This is a genomic window from Methanosarcinales archaeon Met12, assembly GCA_002813105.2.
Lineage (GTDB): Archaea > Halobacteriota > UBA148 > UBA148 > JAJOKI01 > JAJOKI01.
In genome coordinates this window covers 487,838-510,356 of record CP017966.2, presented here as the reverse complement: position 1 = coordinate 510,356, position 22,519 = coordinate 487,838, and the positions used below count along the sequence as shown (strand labels likewise).

27 protein-coding genes are annotated in these 22,519 nt (G+C 46.6%); 6 read left to right on the top strand and 21 right to left on the bottom strand.

All coding sequences use genetic code 11. The features are described 5' to 3' along the window. Positions 1 to 45: 45 nt before the first annotated feature. On the top strand, positions 46 to 720 hold the full coding sequence (locus BME93_03275) for an ATPase domain-containing protein (GenBank protein ID ATZ61142.2): 675 nt from the start codon (positions 46 to 48) through the stop codon (positions 718 to 720). 45 nt (positions 721 to 765) lie between these two features. Here BME93_03275 and BME93_03270 read toward each other — a convergent pair whose 3' ends face one another. The 6 genes from BME93_03270 to BME93_03245 form a co-directional block, all read right to left on the bottom strand. Further along, the gene (locus tag BME93_03270; protein ATZ61141.2) at positions 766 to 2,751 is read right to left on the bottom strand and encodes a type II secretion system F family protein; all 1,986 of its coding nucleotides are present in this window, start codon (positions 2,749 to 2,751) and stop codon (positions 766 to 768) included. Next, positions 2,748 to 3,611: a type II secretion system F family protein gene (locus tag BME93_03265; protein ATZ61140.2), complete on the bottom strand. Its 864-nt coding sequence runs from the start codon at positions 3,609 to 3,611 to the stop codon at positions 2,748 to 2,750. Before BME93_03265 ends, BME93_03270 begins: the two co-directional genes overlap by 4 nt. Beyond that, complete coding sequence (locus BME93_03260) at positions 3,608 to 5,404, bottom strand: type II/IV secretion system ATPase subunit (protein ID ATZ61139.2); 1,797 nt, start codon at positions 5,402 to 5,404, stop codon at positions 3,608 to 3,610. The genes BME93_03265 and BME93_03260 overlap by 4 nt, the downstream gene beginning before the upstream one ends. Next, complete coding sequence (gene pstA / locus BME93_03255) at positions 5,397 to 6,293, bottom strand: phosphate ABC transporter permease PstA (protein ATZ61138.2); 897 nt, start codon at positions 6,291 to 6,293, stop codon at positions 5,397 to 5,399. The genes BME93_03260 and pstA overlap by 8 nt, the downstream gene beginning before the upstream one ends. Positions 6,294 to 6,312: 19 nt before the next feature. Beyond that, entirely contained in the window at positions 6,313 to 7,326 is a 1,014-nt protein-coding gene (gene pstC, locus BME93_03250) for a phosphate ABC transporter permease subunit PstC (GenBank protein ID ATZ61137.2), read from the bottom strand. 279 nt (positions 7,327 to 7,605) lie between these two features. Next, positions 7,606 to 8,544, bottom strand: coding sequence for a substrate-binding domain-containing protein (locus tag BME93_03245; GenBank protein ATZ61136.2), 939 nt, complete (start codon positions 8,542 to 8,544; stop codon positions 7,606 to 7,608). A gap of 478 nt (positions 8,545 to 9,022) precedes the next feature. Here BME93_03245 and BME93_03240 point away from each other — a divergent pair, with 478 nt between their 5' ends. Further along, positions 9,023 to 9,457 carry a hypothetical protein gene (locus tag BME93_03240; protein ATZ61135.2) on the top strand — a complete coding sequence of 145 codons (435 nt, stop codon included), beginning with the start codon at positions 9,023 to 9,025 and terminating at the stop codon, positions 9,455 to 9,457. Positions 9,458 to 9,721: 264 nt separating this feature from the next. On the opposite strand, the gene BME93_03235 is transcribed toward BME93_03240, so the two are convergent. The 5 genes from BME93_03235 to BME93_03215 all read right to left on the bottom strand — a co-directional run bounded on the left by BME93_03235 (position 9,722) and on the right by BME93_03215 (position 13,829). Further along, complete coding sequence (locus tag BME93_03235) at positions 9,722 to 9,901, bottom strand: hypothetical protein (GenBank protein ID ATZ61134.2); 180 nt, start codon at positions 9,899 to 9,901, stop codon at positions 9,722 to 9,724. 23 nt (positions 9,902 to 9,924) lie between these two features. Then, positions 9,925 to 10,791, bottom strand: a complete 867-nt coding sequence (locus BME93_03230) for a hypothetical protein (GenBank protein ATZ61775.2) — start codon at positions 10,789 to 10,791, stop codon at positions 9,925 to 9,927. 73 nt (positions 10,792 to 10,864) lie between these two features. Continuing rightward, positions 10,865 to 12,532, bottom strand: coding sequence for a glycine--tRNA ligase (gene glyS / locus BME93_03225; GenBank protein ID ATZ61133.2), 1,668 nt, complete (start codon positions 12,530 to 12,532; stop codon positions 10,865 to 10,867). Between the two features lie 17 nt (positions 12,533 to 12,549). Further along, positions 12,550 to 13,392 carry a CBS domain-containing protein gene (locus BME93_03220; GenBank protein ATZ61132.2) on the bottom strand — a complete coding sequence of 281 codons (843 nt, stop codon included), beginning with the start codon at positions 13,390 to 13,392 and terminating at the stop codon, positions 12,550 to 12,552. Further along, positions 13,392 to 13,829, bottom strand: coding sequence for a universal stress protein (locus BME93_03215; GenBank protein ID ATZ61131.2), 438 nt, complete (start codon positions 13,827 to 13,829; stop codon positions 13,392 to 13,394). The genes BME93_03220 and BME93_03215 overlap by 1 nt, the downstream gene beginning before the upstream one ends. A 136-nt stretch (positions 13,830 to 13,965) precedes the next feature. On the opposite strand from BME93_03215, the gene BME93_03210 reads away from it, so the two are divergent. Both BME93_03210 and engB read left to right on the top strand, forming a co-directional pair. Then, on the top strand, positions 13,966 to 14,139 hold the full coding sequence (locus BME93_03210; protein ID ATZ61130.2) for a preprotein translocase subunit Sec61beta: 174 nt from the start codon (positions 13,966 to 13,968) through the stop codon (positions 14,137 to 14,139). Between the two features lie 2 nt (positions 14,140 to 14,141). Further along, positions 14,142 to 14,735, top strand: coding sequence for a GTP-binding protein EngB (gene engB / locus BME93_03205; GenBank protein ATZ61129.2), 594 nt, complete (start codon positions 14,142 to 14,144; stop codon positions 14,733 to 14,735). 109 nt (positions 14,736 to 14,844) lie between these two features. On the opposite strand, the gene BME93_03200 is transcribed toward engB, so the two are convergent. From BME93_03200 to BME93_03180, 5 genes are all read right to left on the bottom strand, one after another. Beyond that, positions 14,845 to 15,750 carry a carbohydrate kinase family protein gene (locus tag BME93_03200; GenBank protein ATZ61128.2) on the bottom strand — a complete coding sequence of 302 codons (906 nt, stop codon included), beginning with the start codon at positions 15,748 to 15,750 and terminating at the stop codon, positions 14,845 to 14,847. A gap of 194 nt (positions 15,751 to 15,944) precedes the next feature. Continuing rightward, positions 15,945 to 16,139, bottom strand: a complete 195-nt coding sequence (locus tag BME93_03195; GenBank protein ATZ61127.2) for a hypothetical protein — start codon at positions 16,137 to 16,139, stop codon at positions 15,945 to 15,947. A 54-nt stretch (positions 16,140 to 16,193) separates the two neighbouring features. Next, a complete protein-coding gene (locus tag BME93_03190) occupies positions 16,194 to 16,787 on the bottom strand; it encodes an HNH endonuclease (protein ATZ61126.2) in 594 nt (197 codons plus the stop codon). Then, the gene (locus tag BME93_03185; protein ID ATZ61125.2) at positions 16,787 to 17,506 is read right to left on the bottom strand and encodes a site-specific DNA-methyltransferase; all 720 of its coding nucleotides are present in this window, start codon (positions 17,504 to 17,506) and stop codon (positions 16,787 to 16,789) included. Before BME93_03185 ends, BME93_03190 begins: the two co-directional genes overlap by 1 nt. A 79-nt stretch (positions 17,507 to 17,585) precedes the next feature. Further along, positions 17,586 to 17,720 (bottom strand): hypothetical protein, encoded by a 135-nt coding sequence (locus BME93_03180; GenBank protein ID ATZ61124.2) that lies wholly within the window; start codon positions 17,718 to 17,720, stop codon positions 17,586 to 17,588. A 459-nt stretch (positions 17,721 to 18,179) separates the two neighbouring features. Here BME93_03180 and BME93_03175 point away from each other — a divergent pair, with 459 nt between their 5' ends. Further along, on the top strand, positions 18,180 to 18,500 hold the full coding sequence (locus tag BME93_03175; GenBank protein ID ATZ61123.2) for a DUF1622 domain-containing protein: 321 nt from the start codon (positions 18,180 to 18,182) through the stop codon (positions 18,498 to 18,500). Here BME93_03175 and asd read toward each other — a convergent pair. From asd to BME93_03150, 5 genes are all read right to left on the bottom strand, one after another. After that, the gene (gene asd, locus BME93_03170) at positions 18,497 to 19,573 is read right to left on the bottom strand and encodes an aspartate-semialdehyde dehydrogenase (GenBank protein ID ATZ61122.2); all 1,077 of its coding nucleotides are present in this window, start codon (positions 19,571 to 19,573) and stop codon (positions 18,497 to 18,499) included. The two genes, BME93_03175 and asd, sit on opposite strands and share 4 nt — an antisense overlap. Continuing rightward, positions 19,542 to 19,712 carry a 4Fe-4S binding protein gene (locus BME93_03165; protein ATZ61121.2) on the bottom strand — a complete coding sequence of 57 codons (171 nt, stop codon included), beginning with the start codon at positions 19,710 to 19,712 and terminating at the stop codon, positions 19,542 to 19,544. The genes asd and BME93_03165 overlap by 32 nt, the downstream gene beginning before the upstream one ends. A gap of 194 nt (positions 19,713 to 19,906) precedes the next feature. Beyond that, entirely contained in the window at positions 19,907 to 20,632 is a 726-nt protein-coding gene (gene dapB / locus BME93_03160) for a 4-hydroxy-tetrahydrodipicolinate reductase (GenBank protein ATZ61120.2), read from the bottom strand. Next, a complete protein-coding gene (dapA, locus tag BME93_03155; protein ID ATZ61119.2) occupies positions 20,629 to 21,501 on the bottom strand; it encodes a 4-hydroxy-tetrahydrodipicolinate synthase in 873 nt (290 codons plus the stop codon). The genes dapB and dapA overlap by 4 nt, the downstream gene beginning before the upstream one ends. A gap of 6 nt (positions 21,502 to 21,507) precedes the next feature. Next, complete coding sequence (locus BME93_03150; GenBank protein ID ATZ61774.2) at positions 21,508 to 21,699, bottom strand: 30S ribosomal protein S17e; 192 nt, start codon at positions 21,697 to 21,699, stop codon at positions 21,508 to 21,510. 212 nt (positions 21,700 to 21,911) lie between these two features. Here BME93_03150 and BME93_03145 point away from each other — a divergent pair, with 212 nt between their 5' ends. Next, complete coding sequence (locus BME93_03145) at positions 21,912 to 22,517, top strand: hypothetical protein (protein ID ATZ61118.2); 606 nt, start codon at positions 21,912 to 21,914, stop codon at positions 22,515 to 22,517. Positions 22,518 to 22,519: the final 2 nt, after the last annotated feature.

Genomic DNA, 22,519 nt, shown 5'->3' with positions numbered 1-22,519 from the left:
AACAAAAACGTTATGAATGATGGCATTGAACCTTAACTAGTAATTATGGACTTATCTAGCATTGGATTGGAAGCGACTCTACAAAAGGGCGTATTATTGATTGAAGAGGAGTTAGGTAGTATAAAGAGCATATTCATCCAAAGGATTGGATTTGAATCGATAAAACTTGGAAAAACAGTGTTGTACATCTCAACAAAGCGGTCGAGAGAGGATGTTCTCGCTCAGATGTCGGCGTTTGGAATGGATGGGAATTCGGAGATGTTCACGATACTTGGAGACTTTAAGGACCGAACAACTCTGCTCGATATGTGCTACGAAGATACTCCGAAACGCCGGAAATTGTACCCTTTGGTCGCCCCATCGCCGCAGAACATCTCTGGTGTGGACCTCTGTATAGTGGACACCCTCACATCACTCTTCATAGATGTAGAGACGCATATGGTGGTGGATATGCTCAATTCTTTTATCGATGTAAGTCGACACAGCGATACAATGTTTTTGCTGGCAGCGGATATGGGCGTATTTCCTGAGAGGACTGAAAGGATTATGAGGTCGATGGTGGACGGCATAATTCAATTCAGAACCATATACGCCGGAGATAAAATAAATAAGGTCATCAACATCCCAAAACTGGAAGGCGTTCTGCCCCCGGAAAGGATGATACCCTACCATATGACAAGTGAAGGCATATCCATCGATACGAGAGAGCGGGTTGGATAGCTGCAATTAATAATTGCGGTCATTTTATTGAACTTAGTACCAAACTCAATATCGAATGTCTATGCTGAACGACATCGTATTGTTCACATTCTTCGCCTTATCTGTAGCGATGATGATGGCCTCTCTTATTCTATAGGGGGCTACCGTATTGACCATTATATCTGCTGTGAATAGGTCTGTTTCAGCAACCCGTGTTAAGGATAGGTACCTGATCGTATCGTTGATGCTTGAGACGTTAACTATCACATCCCTGACGCCAGAATGTTCATCTATAACGGTTACATTTAATCTGATTATATCCCCGTTCTTAGCCCACATACCTATTCCCGGGTAACCTATTGGATTGGAAATTACCTTTGGCGGTGTAACATCTATGATTGTTATCATCACTTCATCACCCGTCGTATTGCCCGTTGTATCGCTCGCGATGATTGTGTAGTTCCAGACCCCGGGTGTTGTGATAGTTATTGGAACGCTTATATTCACACTACTAAGGTGGGCGACTCCCATAATGGAGCGGAGTTGATAGTACAGTCCCTCCAACAAGGGCCGATCTATTAGCTGGGCGGGGCCCATGACCGTTTCCCCATCTCTCAATACCCGGAACTGATCAGGATTATCATCAGTTATATTCCATACAATCACTCCAAAGGCACCTGCTTCGAGTGTCTGGTCTAAGGGGGGCACTATAATCGGTCTTTCCGGGAATCTGACGTGGGCGGTCGCCGTCTCTTCCACGATGCCAGATATGGCTTTGATTTCATAGACGCCCTCTGTTAAACCAGGCACAATATTTACAGTGGCCCTGCCATCCGGCCCGGTCTTCACGATATCCGGATCTACACTGCCGCCCGGCAATATGTTAATACTAACCTGGACATCCTGGGCTGGGTCTCCATCCCGGTCCCGGACCATGAAGACGATAGGATATTCGAGTGGTACTCCGGTTATCCCTTCCTGCCCATCGCCCGAGAGCACTTCAATCGTAATATCGCCCTCTGCCGGCGGTACCGGGAGAATTAAAGCAGTGGATGCAACATAGCACACAATCATAAGGACTGCGGAATGCTTTAATCCGTGTTTTATATGCCCCTCTGTGATCTGGCCTATGATCAGGCCGCCAAAGAATGCGTTCATGATGATCATATGGAAGAATCCGAGTCTAAAATCTATATCAGCCACTCCCGCATCTCCTAACAATACCTCCATCCCCGCCCCCTCAATCATTGGAAGAAGCGAGGTCGAGAGGACATACATCAGCATGACGATGATTCCCTGCGCAAAATAAAATATAATTGTGTATTGTTTCAGGTCCCCCTCTTTTTCTTGCTCTATCCTGATTACGGTCCGCATATCCTCTGACGTTCTGAACACAATATCTGCGACCGAACCACCAGCGTACGATGCCCGAACCACCAGGGCTGTGTACTTTTTGATTATCTCGCTCTTCTGTGCGGCTGCCATATTATTCATCGCATCCGCAAACGAGTGCCCGAGAATCATGGCAGATGCCGCCCCCTTAATGCTTCCCGTTATTGCGCCAAGCCCGGTCTTTGAGAGTTCAATCACCCCTCTGATCGGGTCTATGCCGCCCCTCATCAGTTCAGACAGCTTGAATAGAAATCCACTGTATGCAATTTCACGTTTTTTAAGAAGCCCCTTTTGGATGTACATATCGACCGAATACGGGATAATCGCAACCAAGACTGCAAATACAAGTATATGGTCCAGATTATTTTTTATCTCCTCGTCCTTCTGGGGCACTTCAATCTGCTCCACGTCCATACCATCTTCGACTTCACCCAACTCAGCCACAAGTTCCGCAAACGCGGCAAGCCGTGCATCATCGACCTCATCTCTCGTTTCTCCTATGGCGGGGAAAGTATGGCCAATGAGCACTGCCACACAGAGGAGTACGATCGCAGCGATTACGGGAATCGCCACAGTGAAATACTCTCGCCTTATGTCATATTTCAATCTTATTATCTGCACGTATCTGGCGGCGTGCATGCGAAACTTTTCTATTTTCATGTCGGGCTCCCCGAATACTTCATCCAGAGTATGGTAAGAAATAATATGTTAATAAACGGCAGCATGCCATAGGTGGTGATGTTAAAGAGGTCTCGCGGTGGGAAGATGCCAAAATCTATGCCAAGCGCACCCCCAACCACGATTCCGAGGATTGCAATTATAATACTCATCACAATGCCGCCGAGGTATATTTCGCCATAAATCGAGAGCGAATCGACGAACTCCTTCTGGACCTGTCTCCGCATCGTCATCAGGTCTTTTGATTTCCCCTCAAGGTAACTCATAAGTCCGCCGCCCACGTGCATGATGTTTGCAATATCGATGCAGACGCCTCGAAACATCTCGGACGGCGTATTCTGTATCAAATCGTTCATAGCCGTGATGGCATCCTCTCCAAGAATATCGACCCGGTAGATGACCTTTCCGAACTCCTTTGATATATGGCCGTAATCCTCGATGGCAATCCTTCTGATAATGTCGAGCGGTGACGACCCTGCACTTGCAAGTACTGACATATAACCAAGTGCATATGGAAGCTCCCGCTCGATGTCCATCTTCTTCTCAGACGATCTGTTGTATAGTGCGAACGGGAATGCGCTGAGTACGAGCCCGAAGGTGAGCAAAGTCAACCCCGCGATATAGATGAGTGGGTTAGGTGAGTTGCGGAAGAGAATTGTCGATAAAACGAGCATCGTGACCGTCGCAACAACCGTCGTGACAAATACAAGCGAGATGAACATGCCGGGCGCCATCTCGATGTCGGCTCGATACAATGACTTCGCCACATCCCCCTGCGGCGATATGTTGATATATCGCCCAAAACGGTAACATAACACTTTGTAACGTTCGAGGCGCTTCATCCCACTCCCTCCATCATCGCATCCCTGTCTCGTGAATACTTCCGTATGGCGTTTACAACGGTCTCGTAATCTGTAATGTTGTTTTGAGCCAACCTGTCCAGTAGTTCTGCCCGGTCATTCAATTCATTTAAAAGCTGCTCTTCTTTTACCCCGAACTCGTCCCGTATACCTGTAAATAGGGTGTAACTTCCCCCGTGTATGAATGCATCAGAAACCGGGTCCCATTTGAAGACAGGATTTGTGATTAAGTCTCCGCGGTCCTGGTCGACCTCAATGACCTCAACGATACGTGTACTCCTTCTTATGTAATGCTCTCCCTGCTTTATCAGCGAGTTGAAGATTACGAGGTCCACATTCGAAAACAAATTTCTGGAAACGTCCATCGGTTTCGACTCGACCCTCGAGAGAAGTTCTTTCATCGACCCCGCATGAATCGTGCCGAGACATGGGTGTCCCACCGAAATTGCATGGAAGAGCGTGAAAGCCTCTGACCCCCGCACCTCGCCGACCACAATATACTCCGGACGCTGTCTGAGCGCAGCCACGAGCAGGTCATAGAGGTCCACGTCGCCTGCCAATTTGTCCCTGCCCGTACCGCCTCCCTCTTTGGTCGCGCCTCCACCGAACCCCGTTCTTGTGACCGATTGCGTCCAGTTCGGATGCATCAGGTTCAACTCTGCCGTATCCTCGATTGACACGATTTTGTATTCCGGGCGTATGAAGGCGCAGAGGGCGTTGAGGGTTGTGGTTTTTCCGGACGCGGTCCCGCCAGCCGCCAGCACCGACCGTTTGTATTCAAGGACAATCCAGAGATATGCAAGTTGTCTTGAATCAAAGGTTCCGTATTGGATAAGGTCGATCGGAGAGACCGGGTTTGTCCTGAAACGCCTGACTGTGAAGGTAGACCCCTTTCTTGTAACCTCTTGCCCGAGGGTGATGTTAACACGGCTTCCATCCGGTAACGTCGCATCCCGTATCGGCTGAAGCACCGAGATGTGCCTGCCGGCGGTCTGAGCAATCCTCATCACGAAATTGCTCAGCTCCACCTCCCCAAACACAATATTGGTTCGTATCGAGCCATATATCCTGTGGTAGACATATATATTGGTGCCCGGTCCGTTGCAGTGAATCTCCTCGAGGTAGGGGTCCTTCATCGGGATATCTACCCTGCCAAATCCGATGTACGTCTTCAGGAGGTGGTAGAACAGTTTTTCCTTCTGAAAATGGTCTAAATTAAGCGCATATATATCGACAATCATCGAAAATCTGTCTCTTATGTATTCTTCACGGCCCTTATGCCCAACTATCACCAGTTTTGAGTGAATCATCTTTTCAAATGCGTTTTCGATGACCTTCAGACACTTCAATTCATCATCGCTCAGTAAAGGCTCTACTGTATGATAGACCAGCTCGTCTCCCTCAAAACGAACGTTCACATACTGGAACGGGGGGCTAACTGCATAGGTGACATTTACATCTCGCAGCGGAACCCCCGGCATCGGAGTCGACACCTCACCCACTCCAAAGTCAAGGGCTTCGATGGGTTTGCTCTCCGGCGTTAAATGCTGCTCGATTCGCTTCCGTATGTCATCCAGACAGAATCCACCGAGCTCAAATCTGCCCGCCCCCTTAAGATGCGGCATCAGATGCCGCTCGATACGGTCTTGTATAGGGAGTGATGACACCTTCCGGAGCATCGATTTGAGTCTATCCGCCGACTTTGCTGGTTTCACAGCGTCATCTTCAGTCCGATCGGCAGGCCCCCTCTTTGGTTTTAATCTGAAATTAGCCAACCTGCCCCCTCCATCGAATAAGTATCCGTATGGTTGCATTAAGCAGTATCATGATGAGTACCAGTGCAAAGGCCGCTCCGAATCCGTCTGATGCCGGGGTGAGGTGCGGCTGCGAGAACGAGCGGAACACCGTGATTGGAAGTGCTGCGACCAAATCCTGTAATGGGCGTATTTCAATGCCAAATATAAGCACCTCGGACGGAAGTATTTTGAACTCCGGCAGAAACTGGGTGTAGCCCGCAGTAAGCAATACTACTGCAGATTGTTCGACAGCTCTTCCGATGCCAAGTATTACGCCTGTTATCATTCCGACGGATGCATATGGAATCGTTATATGCCGCAGCGTTTCCCATTTTGTTGCGCCGAGTGCATAGCTCCCCTCCTCAATCTCTGCCGGAACCGAATCTATTGCCGTTTCCGTCGCGCGCTCGATTACAGGCAGCACCACAAGGACAAGTGCGATTGTTGCCGCAAACAGCGAGAACCCCCCGGTTATGTGCTTCATGTAAAAGACGAGGAAAAAAAGCCCGAAGACGCCGAGCACAATTGAGGGCGTGCCTGCGAGCACATCGAGCAAGAAATTCATGGCGTTCACAAAGGCTCCGCTTTTTGTATAGCGTTTGAGGTATATCGCAGTTCCCAACGCAAGCGGCGCTGCAAACGCAGTCGACAGGACCGCAAGCAGGAATGTGCCAGCAATCGCATTTGCAACTCCGCCGCCGAGGCCAGGCACATCGGACTCGGGCGTGACCATAAAGTAGATGCTCAAACTTGGCAGCGCCTCCCATGTAATCGTTCCGAGGATTATGGTGAGTGCGAGCAAGGCGACCGCTGCCGCAGCCCAGGATATCATTATACAGATTCGCTCTTCGAGTTTTCGATAGTTCATGGTAATCCTCTAAGAAATCTTAATTGGGGCGCGTGCTAAGGCGAATCCTGTCCCAGCCTCCAACCAATCTCATGGCGCATACGAAGAAGAACTGCATCGCAAAAAGAACCGCCGCAACCCCAAAGAGCGCGCTTCGCGGCTCATCCATCGCGACATAGTAGCAAATCTCGTTTAAAATCTTTGCAGTCATCGGATATGCCGTATCCGTAATCGAGGCCGGAACCTTCGCGGCATTCCCGACCAGCATCACCACTGCGGTCGCCTCCCCCATCGCACGCAGCATTCCGATGATGGTTGCCGTAAGGATGCCGCTTGATGATATGGGAAGCACCACCTTCTTCATGGTCTCCCATCTGGTGGCGCCGAGCGCAAACGATGCCTCTCTGTATTTTGATGGAACAGAGCGTATAACATCCTCGGATATCGAGGTAATCGTCGGAAGGACCATCACCGCAAGTACCGTGGCTGCGAGCAGGATGCCTGAGCCGCTGTTTGGATCGACATCACGGAAGAACGGGATGAATGAGCCAAGCGCGGCGCATAAAAACGGGTCGACATGGTGCCGAAATACGTTTTCGAGCACGAAGAACCCGAGGATGCCATATACCACCGATGGAATCCCTACCAAAAGTTCGATGAGGGGGCGCAGAGCCGATGCCACGCGGGGGGGCGCAAACTCCGCGAGGAGCATCGCGGTGAAGACGCTCACAGGGACGGCAAGCATCAGGGTGACGCAGGTCATTATGAGCGTTCCGATGATGAACAGCCTGATTCCATAGACTCCCTCGTAATAAGACCACCTTGTGCCAGTGATGAAGTTTATCAGCCCCTCGCTTTTGAAGACAGGGAGCGCTGTGTAGAGTATGAATGCGACGAAGAATAGGGTGATAATTGCCACCAAAAGCACGGATGCAAGAAAGAACAGGTGCGGAATCCCTGACTGGAAGTTGATATGCCTTATGCTCTCCGGCAATCTGATATGCCTTATCATATGCCCTATCTTCTCCGGCAATTTCCAAGAGAGTCCCTTCATCGCCTCATCATCCCCCTCTCCACGTCCTTCACAATCTTCTTCAGATTATCTCTCATAAATACCCTGCCATTGGATATGTGGTAATTAGTTATATATAACTTTATGGCAGATTACGCAATTGATGTGTTATCACCTATATATACTATTGAGACCTATATAGTCTATATATGCACATGGCTGACAATCAAAACAAGGTCAAAAAAATAAAAAAGGGGTAGATTTGTGCCCGAAGGCACAAATCAATTCAGTTTATGGTTTTTGTGTGTGGCTGTCTCTAGGCTATCTGCAAAACATTGATCTCATTCCGACATCACGGAAGTGCTGAATCGAACCTGGCAGTCTCGCAAAATCAATGAATGCCTGCTCAAGTGCGGATGGCGCACCATTCGTGAGGAGGTTCAGTGGGCGGTCCGCCCGTAGGGTTGCGTTTGTGGATATTGTGATGGTGCGTATTGGAGCGCCTTCAGCGAATCCTATGTCAACGAAGCCTATGGAAATTGGTGTGGCTTGTACTGCTGCAAGTACGCCCGCATTGCCTGTCCTGCCCGATATAGTCCCATTGATTTGGTCTGCCCTAATTCCGAGCATCGCAGCAAAGGAGTCTTCAGTACCTGATGTGTCTGCTCTCCTGAATGTTGTAGCTGCTGTTATGCCTGCAGGGACAGTACTATTGAGGCGGATGGTACCGTTCTGGTACAGATCTCTCAAGTCAGCTATAGTGATATTGTTCAAATCCGTCAGATTAATACCGCTACCCGCAATCACGACGACTATGCTTCGTCCAATCTGAACCGTTCTGAGGTTCGGGTGCCTCGCCAACTCCGCGGGAGTAACATTTCTTGATACCCCACCGATGTCTACGACATCCATTGCGGTTGAGGTTATGCCTGCACCGGAGCCTCCGCCCTGCACGGTTGCCCTAACGCCTGGGTTCTCTCTCATGAATGCCTCTGCGAGCCGCTCCGTCACCGGCTGCACTGTCGTGCTGCCTGCGATGATAAGTCTTCCTGCTGGTATCGCCGCATCGCCTGCATCTATTTGTCTTCCCACGTCATCGCTGAATGCCCCTGTCATTGTTCCAACTGCTGCAGCTCCTGTGATCGCTACGACAATGAGAACGAGCGTTGCCATGACGGGAGACACAGCTTGCGTGTCCTCTATCAATCCATTGAACAGGTTTTTAATTCCTGCTCCTATTTTTTCTATTGTGTTTCTCATTTTCTATTCACCTATTGTGTTTTTATGCCGTTAGCCAGAGTGAGCAAACCGTCTTCAAGATGTCCAGAATCGTGTAGGACATGCACACTCTGACATTCAGAGCAGCCTTATAGCATCTACTAAATCTAGACTACTCTGAATGATGATTGGGATTGCCCCTATATATAGGTTGTGCAAATAGTATATTGATACATCTATAGCACCTATATATACTATTGAGACCTATATAGCCTATATAGATGTGGCTTTTGGATAAAACCGTTTGAATAAACGGTTTGAATAAGCGGTTTGAATAAACGGTTTGGTCAAAACCGCTTGGATAAAACGGTTCGGATAAACCGTTCGGATAAAACGGTTCGGATAAACCGTTTGGATAAAACGGTTTGGATAAACCGTTTGGATAAAGCGGTTTGAATAAACCGCTTGGATACAAACATATACCATTGGGAAGAGCATGTCAAATATAATGGTGAATCCAATGCAGCGAATATCACATGGCTTGCAATCAATTTATCACAATTACAAGGTCGTCCCGCTCGTTCTTTGCGCCGCAGTCGCCATTGACTATGCCCTCACGTTCTACTTTGCCGGCAGCATCGAGATGATACTTAAGTACGAACATAGCCCACTCCTGACACACGCCATCCGACACGACATCGTGATTCCATATCTGGTATTTACGATGTTCTTTTACTATGCCGTCGGCTATATTGTACTGAAACTTCTTACGGCTTCTGAAATGTATTATATCGGCGTTGCCGTCATCCTGTTGACGAGTATTGTGCACGTTCTTGGCGGGATGTCGTGGTATGTCATGTCCCCATCCTACTCGAATATGGTGCTTGCACTCTCACTGATATCCGTCATGTTCACGATTGCAGTTTTTGGATATGAGATACTCAAACGGGCATGACCGCCTTGTTTCTATATATCTCTATATAGTCTATATGCGCAAGATTTATCAGGGGATAGGATAAAGTCATTATCATGAAAGCCATCGTCAGTATGCTGGTTGCAACGATACTATCGCTGTATACATTCTACGCTGCTTGCTGGTATGCGCCATCCCCGCTCTTCAATCTGGCCATCCCCCTCGTCTTCGCAGCTCTCTTTGCATATTTCCTGACCGTATATGTCCTATATAGAAGTCGATGCGAGACATTCTGACTCAATCAGCTCAGCAAATCTCTGCACATTTCCGGCACATGCCGCCATCTACACCGAACGAACCGCAGATTCTGCATTCCTCGACATCTCCATGACCGCCGCACGCCCCGCACTTTTCTGTTATCTTGGCGCAGTTATTTTCTTCGATTAGAACGAACCCCCTGCCACCACATGCTTTGCATAATGTCATGTTAATCCATTTTTAATTTGTTTTCAGGGTCGATTCAGAATGGTGATATTCCCGGATCGCTGGCTGAGTTTTGATGTCATGCCTGTGTTATCATCTATTTCAAGGTCTATTCTTATATTCTGGGCTGTTGTCAGGTTAAGGTTCATAGGTCTTACCATCCTCCCGGTCAGGTTGTAATCATATATCAGTTCATTAGTGTTATTCCACACCGCCCACCTATATGCCGTAATGAAGTCACCATGGTCAGGGTCAAACGACCTCGACGCATCCAGTATAAGGAAATCGCGGAGGGTGACGTTGCCATTGGCAGCCACTATGCGTTCGGTCTCGAATCTAACCTCTGCAAGCGGCACGGGCGGCGCGAAAGCCCGTCTGAATATATTTATGTGCGAGGTCATCACCTCAATCACAAAAGTCTCATTATTGGCGATTTTGGTTCCTGTTGTGAAGTTGTTCGGGCAAGTCAGATTTATATGCGCCGTCCTTGCCCCTCCACCGGGAATCGATAATCTATTTGTGAAATTGAATATCTCGTTAGCTCCCCCTGTAGTTATAAAAATGCCCGCCTCATCCTTGGCAGTGAAGTTTATGACCCGCCCATCGTTCAGGGCAATCCCGATTATACGCGAGGGGCTGATATCGAGATTATGAATGGTTATATTGATCAGGCCCAATCGGGGGCGTGTGGCAATATGTTGGACGTGGTCGATTGAGACGACCCGAAGGTTCTCACCTTCTACAGCGGCTATACGCTCTTTTCGCGCCATCTCATCTCCCTGTAACTCTGAGACTATAAGCGCAAGACCGGATGCTGCGGTTATTGTAATCAGAATTAATATCAGTGTGCCGACTATAACGGCAACACCACTCTCGTCATGGTATAGTGACATCAATGGATATTTGGGGCATAACAATATAAATGTTGTGCAAGTGCCATATTAATATATATATTAGCTATAGATACTACATAGTACTATATAGTCCTATATAATCATCTCCAGACAACAACCCACAGACGATTTCCACCACCTCATCCGTTCTCACCCGAACCTGCTTCATCGAATCCCTGTCCCGAATCGTGACCGTATTATCTTCCAACGTTTGGTGGTCGATGGTCACAGCCAGCGGCGTTCCTATCTCATCATGTCGCCTGTATCGACGTCCAATCGTACCGGACTCATCATAATCTACCAGCAATTTATTTTGCCTTAATAGGGATTCGACCCCCCTCGCACACACAATCAGGCCATCCTTTGAGACCAGCGGGAAAACTGCAACTTGTATTGGTGCGACGTTTGGTGGAAACCGAAGCACGACCCGCGCCTCACCTTCTACGCACTCCTCATCAAACGAATGTTCCAGTAGCGCGTAAACGATTCGATCGATGCCGTATGAAGGCTCGATGATATGCGGCACGACATACTCTCCCTGTGCCTCCTCTGTGACGTGCTCATATTCAATCCACTTTGGGTCAATGCGAACTATCTCGCTGTCTACCTGTATGGTGATTTCCTCTCCCCTTAGCTGGTCAATGCTCAACGCCTTTAATTCATCTGCAACTTTTGCTGCCATATCCTTGAATTTGGGCCCAAGTACGCCCATATTTGGTTTGATGACAAGCCGTTCAACGGTCTTCGGACAGTCATATGGGACAAAAACCCTCATGTCGGCATGGGCATGTTTGGAGTGGGACTTAAGGTCATAATCCGTTCTATCTGCGATTCCCACAATCTCTATCCACTCAAATCGATCTGTTAGCGTCTCGGCATCCCAACAATCGATTGCATAATGTGCTATTTCATCCACCCGATGTTGTCGGAATCTGAGTTTCTCCAAAGGGATGCCAACATCCGTTAAAAAAGACTGGACCAATGCGATATGGTATCCTAAAAACTGGTGTGCTATGATACCCTTTTCGACCGCCTCTCCCACAGTGATATCGACCGCACTCCCCCCATCCTGCTCCTCCTTAGGATATAATCGCACCACGGTATCTGCAACGCTCTCAAATCGTGGATGCCGCTTCTCCTTGGGATGCACGAATATCTCCGCCTCGGCCTGAGTAAACTCCCTAAGCCGAATCACGCCCTGTCTTGGCGAAATCTCGTTTCGATACACCTTTCCAATCTGTGCCACGCCAAACGGCAGCCTATTTCTATAAAACCATACCAACCGCCCAAAAGCAGTAAAGATGTTCTGGGCCGTCTCTGGCCTAAGATATCCGATTCGCTTGGAATCGGTCCCAATCGTGGTCTTAAACATGAGGTTAAAATCGCAAGGGTCGCCGAGCACACCGCCGCATTCCGGACAACCATTATCGTGTTTTTCAATCAAGTGGTCAGCTCTAAACGCCCCACCACACTTCCTGCACTCGACCATCAAGTCGACGAAGCCCCCAACATGCCCGGAGGCTATGAACACGTCCTCTATGCCAATTGTTGGTCCCTCTATCTCGTAGAACCCCTCACTTATCACATAGAACTCGCGCCAGAGATTTTCAATTCGTCTTTTCAGAACGGTGCCGAGCGGCCCAAAATCCCAAAAGCCGGCAGTGGCACCATAAATTTCGAAAGATTGCCAAAGAAATCCCCGTCGCTTTGCCATCTCGATAACGCGCTCGTACTTGTCCATCTCATCCTCCGACGAGGCTATTCGATCAATACTCTGAGCAGGTCCACGTCTCTAAGCAATCCAATCAGCTTATTGTCCGCGGTGATGACGGGCATCTGTTCAATTCTTGCCCGGTACATCTTTCGTGCGCAGTCGCTGATCTCCGAGTGATGGAAAGCGGTAATAACCTCTTTGGTCATCACCTCGTTTACCGGCACATCTGGTAATTTTACATGTGAGACGCCATAGTACAAACTCATCGTATCGCGTATGCTTTCCCAAGTCCAGGGATTATCATCAGACCCTGCAGACATATCTGACATCTCAACAGAGTCCTCGATATCGCTTATGACGATTAAATTAGTATGGCTTATTATGCCAACAAGGTCTCTTTTGGCGTCGAGCACAGATGCCGCATCCACATCACCCAGTCTCAATATCTCCAGGGCCACGGGCAGCGGCGTCTCATCCCACATAGCAAGCAGATTACGCTGGGCGTAATCTTCAATGGGTTCTGTAAGGTTCATATTGGCGATGGCGCCCATTAAATCGACAACGGTTATGATGCCGACAAGCGTGTGGCCAGTCACCACAGGCAACCGCCGTATGTTGTTGTTGAGGATTTGTTTTGCGGCATCGACGATGCTGGCTTCAGGGGAAATCGAAATGGGGTTTCTCGACATTAACAATGCGATCTGCTCTTCCTCCGGATGCTTGAAAATATCCTTACGCGTTACTATCCCTATTAGTTTCTTCCCCTTGACCACGGGAACGCCGGAAATGTTCTCCCTCTTCATCAGCGCCAGCACATCATCCCTTGATCCTGGTACTGTTGCGCATACAACGTCTTTTACCATTATGTCTTCGACTTTTACTGACATTATCTATTCCTCACGACCATCACCGGAACTGGTGACGTTCTTATGACCTTTTCTGACACACTTCCCAACAAGAATCGTTCGATGCCAGCTTTTCCAAGCGTGCCCATCACGATCAGGTCGATGTTGCCCTCCTCGGCAAAGTTAACGATTTCGATGGCAGGCTGTCCAACTAGGACCTCCGAACGAACATCTACATCATTCTCCTTAGCCATTTCTTCGACCGCTCCTGTTATCTTCTCCCCCTTTTCGCGGAGCAAATCATGCGCCTTCTCCACTGCTGTGTCAACAGAAAAGAAATCGAATGCAGAAGTGTCAATCACGAAGACCACATACAATTTCGCATCCAACAATTTTGCAAGCTCAATGCCTTGTTTCACTGCTTTTCCTGTCTGCAGAGACCCGTCAGTTGCGATCAAAATTTTTTTATACGGACTCATATATTTCCACTCCATTAAATGGTGCTGAACTTAAATACTTCTCCTCATCTCTTAAAAATGTTTTCGATGCGAGTCCCGTATCTGATGGCACAAAAGATAAATAGGAACGCCAACATAGATAGAATAGAGGAGTCACATGGCGAAAAAGAAAAAATCTAAAAGTGGCTTTATGTCATCCGCAGGTTTGATGAGGTATTATGACGCAGATAAGTCAGCCATTGCCATCGATCCAAAAACGATAATGGTCGTAGGCATCGTAGCAGCGGTCACGACATTAGCGCTGAATGCTTATTATGGCTTATGGCCCTGACCATGGGATATGAAATCGTATTTGTAGGACGCTCAAATGTGGGCAAATCCACTCTTCTTCGTCAACTGATCGGCAAGAACGTCAGGGTTGGCCGCCGTCCAGGAGTTACCCTCAAACCCAATCACTTCTATCTCGATGATTTACTCATCACAGATATGCCAGGATTTGGATTCATGAGCGGCATATCCAGACAGGGACAAGAGCAGATAAAGGACATGATAGTTCAATATCTGGATGAAAACGCAGACCGAATTCTGGCGGCAGTACAGGTCATCGATGCATCATCTTTCATCGAAATCACGGACCGATGGGAGCGCCGTGGCGAAATCCCAATTGATGTGGAACTGTTCCACTTTTTGCACGATCTGGACATTCCAGTCATCCTCGCTGTGAACAAAATCGACAAACTAAAGGACATCGATTCGGAGGTGGACCAGCTCATAGAACGTTTTGATATGCTCCCCCCTTGGAGACAATGGCGCGACCGGATCGCATTAATGTGCGCGAAGAAGGGGCAGGTCGGCGAGTTGAGATTTTTGATCAAGGAACGGCTGCATGCCGCAAAAAGGGACGATTTGCTGAAGCATTTTTCTTAATCTAAATCACCCTCATACGGCATCCTCATCCCCCACCTCAAAAAGTGCAAAAGTTTAGACTATCAGATAAATTTCTGGGAAAACTTTTATTTTACGCCAACCTCGATTTTTATCGAAATTCCTCTAAATCCCTTTTATATGGCAGCCCCTCTCTTGCTCCGTATTTTCCTATGCACATGGATGCGACAGCAGTTCCCAACTCGCCACATCGCCTCATGCGCTCTCCCTTTGATAATCCATACAAAAACCCTGCTGCAAAGGCATCTCCTGCGCCAGTTGTATCCACGGCACATGCCCCCGACGCCGCTATGTAGATGTCCTCGTTGGCGATATAGCAACCTTTTTTGCCAAGCGTCACCACCACCATTTCAGCACCAACATTCAACAAAATTTCGCCGCCCTTTTTATAACCTACGCTGGTCAGCGAATGAATCTCTCCCTCATTTAGGAATACGATATGGCAGCTCTCGATGATTGGTTTTAACACATCAAACTTAAACTTGAAGCACATCATTCCTGGTGCGAAACTGACCGCCGCCCTCGTCTCCTTCATGAACTTCTTCTGCATCTCCAGTTGTTCTGCGCTCACGAACGAATCCATATGAACGAACTGGGCATTGTTGGCATACTCCAGATCGCCCTTATCAATGTACAGCGCATCATTGACTCCTGGGCTTATGTATAATGCCCGTTCCCCTTGTGCATCGACAAACACAAGTGCCGCTCCACTGCACCCCACTTCTCTCCTGATTCTGCTGACATCGACACCTTCAACAGCAAACTCATCCATGATGACATCCCCCTCTGCATCATCGCCCACGATGCCGATGAATCCTGTGCTCAGCCCCAATCGCGCCAACCCCACTATAGTATTCGCGGCAGAGCCGCCTGGGCAACCTTTCGCGTTGATAATATCAGCTTCTTCGCCTGGTTTTGCGAACTTCTTTGAAGTGGTGCATTTATCGACTGCATACAGCCTATCATAGTTCAATGCGCCCAGACCAACGACATCCATTTTTATGACCTCTGACAGTTTTAAATCATCCGTTTTTTCATAATAAAAAGATATTTGAAACCCCGAAGATAAAAATTGAATTTTCTGGCTCTATCGTGCCAGATGGGAGTATTCGATGTTTGATGGCGTCTGGCGACGCAAATCATGTCAATGGGCTCGAAATAGTTACAAAGTCGGTGATACATACGGCGTCTTCATAAAACTACTTTCGAATAGTGCCTAATCCTCTCTTTAATCCAGTTCCAATCAGTTTCACCCTCAGATAGAGAGTGGAAAAAACTTTTGTAGTTATCTTTTAGCCACTCATAGAAGTCATCTTCAGTATATTTACAGAAAGCCTCTACTAAATTGTCAAATAATATATCCTCTGGGACTTCAGTTCCATCCAACTCTTCTTCCAGAAACTCTCTTACAACTTGTCTGTCAAGTATTTTATCATCACCTTATTCATTATTTGGTCTCTGAATGTGGCTATTTACCTCATGTTTATCATAGCAGTTGAAAATACATCTGCAAAAATTAATTATCCTCTCATCATTGTTCGCCACTGCTTTTTCATATATTTTGATGAAATATCGTTTTCCTGCCCCAGTTTGCGAATAATTCTTTTTCATTAAATTACACGGGGTACACAAGGTTTGAGCATTACTAACATCATTTGTACCGCCTTGGTCTCTTGGTATTATATGATCAACAGTCAATTCAACGCCTTCTTTTTCTCCTCTTTCACAAAACACACAGCGATAGCCATCTATTTTTAATGCTGCCTCTTTTGTTTTTTGTGAAAAATCCCGTAATTCAACATCATGAACATAATCTGGATCATATCTGTAGACTCCTTTTTTGACTTTGATCAGTTTTCCTTCTTGGTGTAGTTTTCTTATGGCTCTCCAGGGGTCTCTTGGTTTCTTTTTGTATAACTGTAAATAACGTTCTTCTACCCAATCTACAACAGGTGCATGTTCCAAGTCTTCCTTAGGATGCATTCGAAAATACTCCATAATCAAATCAGAAATAGTTGTGTTTGTTTTCCCCATTATCTCCCCGCCTCTTGAATCATCTCCAGTTTGAGTTGGTTTATCTTCGCCTCATTTGTCAATCTTTGTTTCGCAATTTCACAATAATTTTTATCGATTTCAACTCCAATTCCTTTTCTATTCGTTAAAACACAAGCAATTAAGGTGGAGCCACTGCCTAAGAATGGGTCAAGCACAGTATCACCTAAAAATGTGAATAATTTTATACATCTCCTTGGAAGTTCTAATGGAAATGGGGCGGGGTGTCCTACTCGTTTTTTACTTTCACCCGTAAAATTCCAGACGCCATTTGTCCATTCCATAAACTCTCCTTTAGTAATATCAGATTTCCGACTGCCACTCGTTTTTTTCCATCGTTTTTTGTACAGGACAGCAATCATTTCGACCGGAGCTATAACAAACGGTGCAGACGCACTTAACCAAGAGCCCCATGCAGTTCGCCTTGAAATATTCTGCTCATTCCAAACAATAGTAGAATGATACTTCCAACCAATATCTTTGGCAATTGTTACTATATCAGCATAAACGCTTTGTTGCCCTCCCTTGTTTTTATCCAGTGGGATGTTTAAACAAAGGCGACCATCATCTTTTATTAATTTATAAGCTTTCTCAAGCCATTTTCGAGTAAATTCGAGATAAACATCATGGGAAATCTGATCATCATAAGAGTTGTACCTAATGTCTAAATTATATGGGGGCGAAGTAACAATTAAATCCACCGACCCCTTATGGATGTGCTCAGTGGATAAAAAGTCATCATTATATATCTGGATATCTCTTGCCTTTAAATAAGGTGTTTCATCTGTTCCCATATCTCCTCTCTTTATTAAATTCATCTCTTGCTCTGCATATAAATTCTCTATTGTTGGCTCTTCCTTCTCCATCGCTTCCTTTATCCCTCACTTCGTCATTAGCATTTATAATTCTCGCCATTATTTGGGTGTGTTAGATGATAAGTTTTTACTAAGTCAAAACTGAAAGTAATAATCCTTTCGACATTGTAGTAACCATGTGTCCATTTGCTTGTATCTGAGGGCTTGTACTCTACAAACGACCAGTCATTATCTATCTTTTTCGTATCGAATAGATATAAGATTTCTTCAGGAGATTTCATTTCCATCGTTCTCATATCGTCATCGCTCGTTATAAACAAACCGCTGTTTCGCTCAACTTCGCTTGCTCCTACTTATTTGATAGGGGGCGCATAAATCTGCCTGTCGATAGCTTAACCATGTCTCAACACGATCCCCGCACATCTACGTGTTCCAACCGTGGGTTTGCTCCTTTAATCCGTTTGCTCCTAAAGTACCTCAAAAACTAGACTTTAGGAGCAAATCCCCAACCGACAAAAATAATAAATAGCGGTAGAAACGTAGTGAAGTTGATAAAACAATGTCTTACGATATATTTACACCAGTACTTCTTACGATCGTATTTATACTGGAACTCCTCGGAATCACAATAATATGCTATGGCGTCGGAGTCTGCACGCTGAAGATGGTTAAAGCAGGGCCTTTTTTCGAACGTTCACAGCTTAAATCGTTCAGCCACGAGTTGGCACATTATCTAAAATTATCGTTGGATTACTTGCTTGGAGCCGAAATCATAAAGACGATCGTCGTCAGGACATTAGAAGAACTGATGATAGTGGGCGTTATCATAGTTTTGAGAGGTGTTCTTGGCTACATCATCCGTCAAGAGACAAAAGACTAAATCATCTTCTTCTTAACGAGGAGCTCTGCGTTCAACACGGATGCGCCTGCTGCACCCCTAATCGTGTTGTGCCCCATCGCGATGTATTTGACGCCGCCAGCATGTTCTCTGACCCTCCCGACCGACACGCTCATCCCCCTTCCGGCATTTCTATCTACTCTCGGCTGTGGTCTGTCGTCTGCATCGTGCACGATGATCGGTTTTTCTGGAGCGGTCGGAAGTCCTTTTACTTCATCGCATCTGAATGTGCGAAATGCATTCCTGACCTCCTCTATTGTGGGGTTGTCCCTCATCATTACCCATATTGCCTCAGTATGTCCATCCATCACAGGAACCCTATGGCAACTTGCGCTAACCGAAAAGTCAGCATTTTTCACTTTAGAACCATCGAATTTGCCCAAGATCTTCTGCGCCTCAGTCTCTACCTTCTCTTCCTCATCTTTGATGTATGGAATGACGTTATCGAGGATTGTCATTGACGCCACTCCTTCATAACCCGCACCCGAGACGGCCTGCATCGTTGCTACGTATACTCTTTCTATGTCGAAGCGCATCAATGGTCTCAGCGTGAGTGCCATCACGATCGTAGTACAATTTGGATTGGTGATTATGCATCCATCCCAATTGCGAGCATCTCTCTGGATCTTGATTAGACCCAGATGATCTGGATTGACCTCGGGAATCATGAGGGGCACATCACTCTCCATTCTGTACGAGCTGGCGTTGCTGGCTACTACAAATCCCGCCTCCGCAAATCTGGGCTCGACTTCCCTTGCTATCGACGCGGGCAATGCTGAAAATACGACATCTACATCTACCTGTTTTGGGTCAGTCGGCAGAACTTCAAAATCCCTCACATTCTCTGGAATGGGGGTGCCCAGTCGCCAGTTTGCAACATCTCCATATCTCTTTCCAGCACTCCGCCCAGAAGCGGCTAACGCTACCAACTCGAACCACGGATGCTCCGCTAACAGCTGAACGAATCGCTGGCCTACTGCGCCAGTTGCTCCTATGACCCCTACTTTAACCATTGCTTCAACATCAAAATGAAATTGCATTGATCGGGCAGACATCGATGCACATGCCACAATCGGTGCACAAACCCTCATCGACCGAAGCCACATCATCGTTCAATGAAATCGCATCCACTGGACACTCGTCAACACACGCTCCACATCCAATACACGCATCTAAATCAATCTTTATCACCATATTACATCACCTTTTTGGAATATTTGCACTATGGAACTATAATATTTATCTTTTTTGGTTTAATGTTCGGTGCTGTTAACTTAAGCAGAAATGACGATTTCAAAACGCATAGCACCTACCTGTTTTACGTTTCAGGTAGTCCTTAAGTTAACACTGCCTAATGTTCTGTCGTAAATTCGGGGACAGAACATGGTTTAGCATATTCCAAGCACATCGTCCATCGAATGTATTCCTTTTTCCGCATTCACAACCCACCGTATGCCTATCATGACGCCGGATGCGAATGCCTGCCTGCTGTGTGCCTGATGTTTGATCTCCATTCGCTCTCCATCCCCGGCATATAATATGATATGGTCGCCAACGATATCCCCACTTCTTATGGAGTGAACGGGTATTTCCACCCCTCCCAACGCTTTACCGATTAATTTTGCCGCTTTTATCGCAGTACCGCTTGGCGCATCTTTCTTATGGCGATGATGCACCTCGACGATCTCGATATCGCAACCACTGAGGTGCCTTGCCGCATTTGTAATTATTTTCCAAAAGACGTTCACGCCAACCGAGAAATTGGGAGAGATGACTGCCGCCACTTTTTTATCGATTGCCCTCTCCATCTCTGCATGTTGTTCTTGTGTGAACCCCGTCGTGCCGACCACCAGATTCACGCCGCGCTCGGCAGCGGATTTTACATTTTCTACCGCTGCATGCGCAATCGTGAAGTCGACCAAGACATCCGGGTTGGTTTCCATCAGCACTCTGCGGACATCCTTTGCATCCGATATACGCACATCTCCAACATTCGTGCCAATTCCTTTGACATCGAATGCAGCTACAAGCTTCATGTCGTCCGCACTGGCGACATTCTGGATGATCAGTTTGCCCATCCGCCCAGATGCACCGGCAACTGCAACACCAATCATAATAATCCCAACGATTCCATAGTGTAACGCAACTTGGCTACATTTTCTTCGTCCATGGGGGTCAAAGGCAATCTAAGTCCGCCAGCTGCCAAGCCCATCAAGTTCATTGCAGTCTTTACTGGAATTGGATTGGTCTCCAGAAACAGGGCATGCATCAGAGGAGATGTGGCGTGGTGAATCCTTCTTGCTGCATCGATATTTCCCTCGAAGAATGCGGATGTCATGTCACTTATCTGCTTTGGGATTATGTTGGCCGCAACCGATATCACGCCCTTCCCGCCAAGCGTTAAAATTGGAAAGGTCATGCCATCGTCTCCAGAAAACACGGCGAAGTTCTGACCTTGTGTTAGCCTGATGATTTGGGAAATTTGATATATGTTCCCGCTGGCTTCTTTGATACCGACGATGTTTTCAATTTTCGCCAATTCAGCTGATATGTGCGCCCCCATGTTTATCCCGGTTCTGGATGGCACGTTGTACAACAGTATTGGAATGTCACACGAATTGGCGACGGTTTCATAATGTTTAATTAAACCCGAATCAGTCGGCTTGTTATAATATGGAGATATCAACATTGCGGCATCTGCGCCAGCGTCCTCTGCGTATTTTGTGAGTTCGACCGCCTCTTTTGTATTATTAGACCCTGTCCCAGCGATGACGGGAACCGTAGAAACGTCTACTGCCACCTCGATGACCCTTTTCTGCTCCTGAAAAGAGAGCGTAGCAGCCTCTCCAGTGCATCCTGCTGGAACGATTCCGGATACGCCATTTTTTATGACGAATTCGATATTCTCCCTGAGCCCCTCCTCATCCACCCTGTTATCCTTTGTAAATGGTGTGACGAGCGCTGGCGCTACACCTTTAAACACGTTTTTCTACTCCGCCTTCTTTATTTTTAATTTGCTGGTTACGTATCCTGCAACGCGGTTTCTAATTCGTTTACTTCTGATATCTGTGAGTTCGGACACCAGATTTTTGTTCTCTTCGAAGTCGGCCGCAAACACATCCCGATGTAGTTTTAATAGGGCGTTTCCTGTTTTTTTGATATATGTTGGCTTAATGCCCATCCTTGTATCTCCTTTACCAAATCACCAATGTAATTCTAATACAATCCTGATACAATCGCTATGCATCCTTTACACTTAATCTTTTCCGATATGCCAAGAAGAATATATCAACCTATCAACCCAAGGACACGTAACTTTATATATTTCCCTATTATTTTGTATGTGGGTAGTTATGTGTTATGCCATGGGGCAAATTTGAAAAGAGATGCGAAATGGCAACAATAAAAGAACTTCATCCTGCATTCCAGCACAGTCACTACATATTTCGCAGGAAGGTATTCAAATTATTTGGAGGGGCTTTTCATGTATATGATAAGTATGGAAAACCTCTTTTCTATTCAGAGCAGAAGGCATTTAAGTTAAGAGAGGACTTCCGAGTCTACTCAGATGAACGTCAGACGGAAGAACTTTTGACTATTAAAACCCCCGAGATTCTTGATATTGGGGCAACGTATAATGTGCAAGATGCAACCACAGGCGAGGCTATTGGCGCCATAAGACGAAAGGGCATTAAATCCATTATTAAGGATGAATGGATTTTCCTTTCTAACGAAGGTCAAGAGGTTGGAAAACTAACTGAAAGTAGTATGGCAGGAGCCCTTTTGAACAGGTTCATTGATTTATGGTTCTTTAATTTAGTTCCACAAACATATGTTATCACCTCAACAGGTGGTAGAAAAATTGCTGAAATCAAGCAACATTTTAATCCGTTCGTACTCAAGTACAGCATGACCATAGTAGAGCTGGAACCCTCAATTGATCGAAGGCTTTTGATATCAGCAGGGATTCTGTTAGCTGGTATTGAACATGGGCAATGATA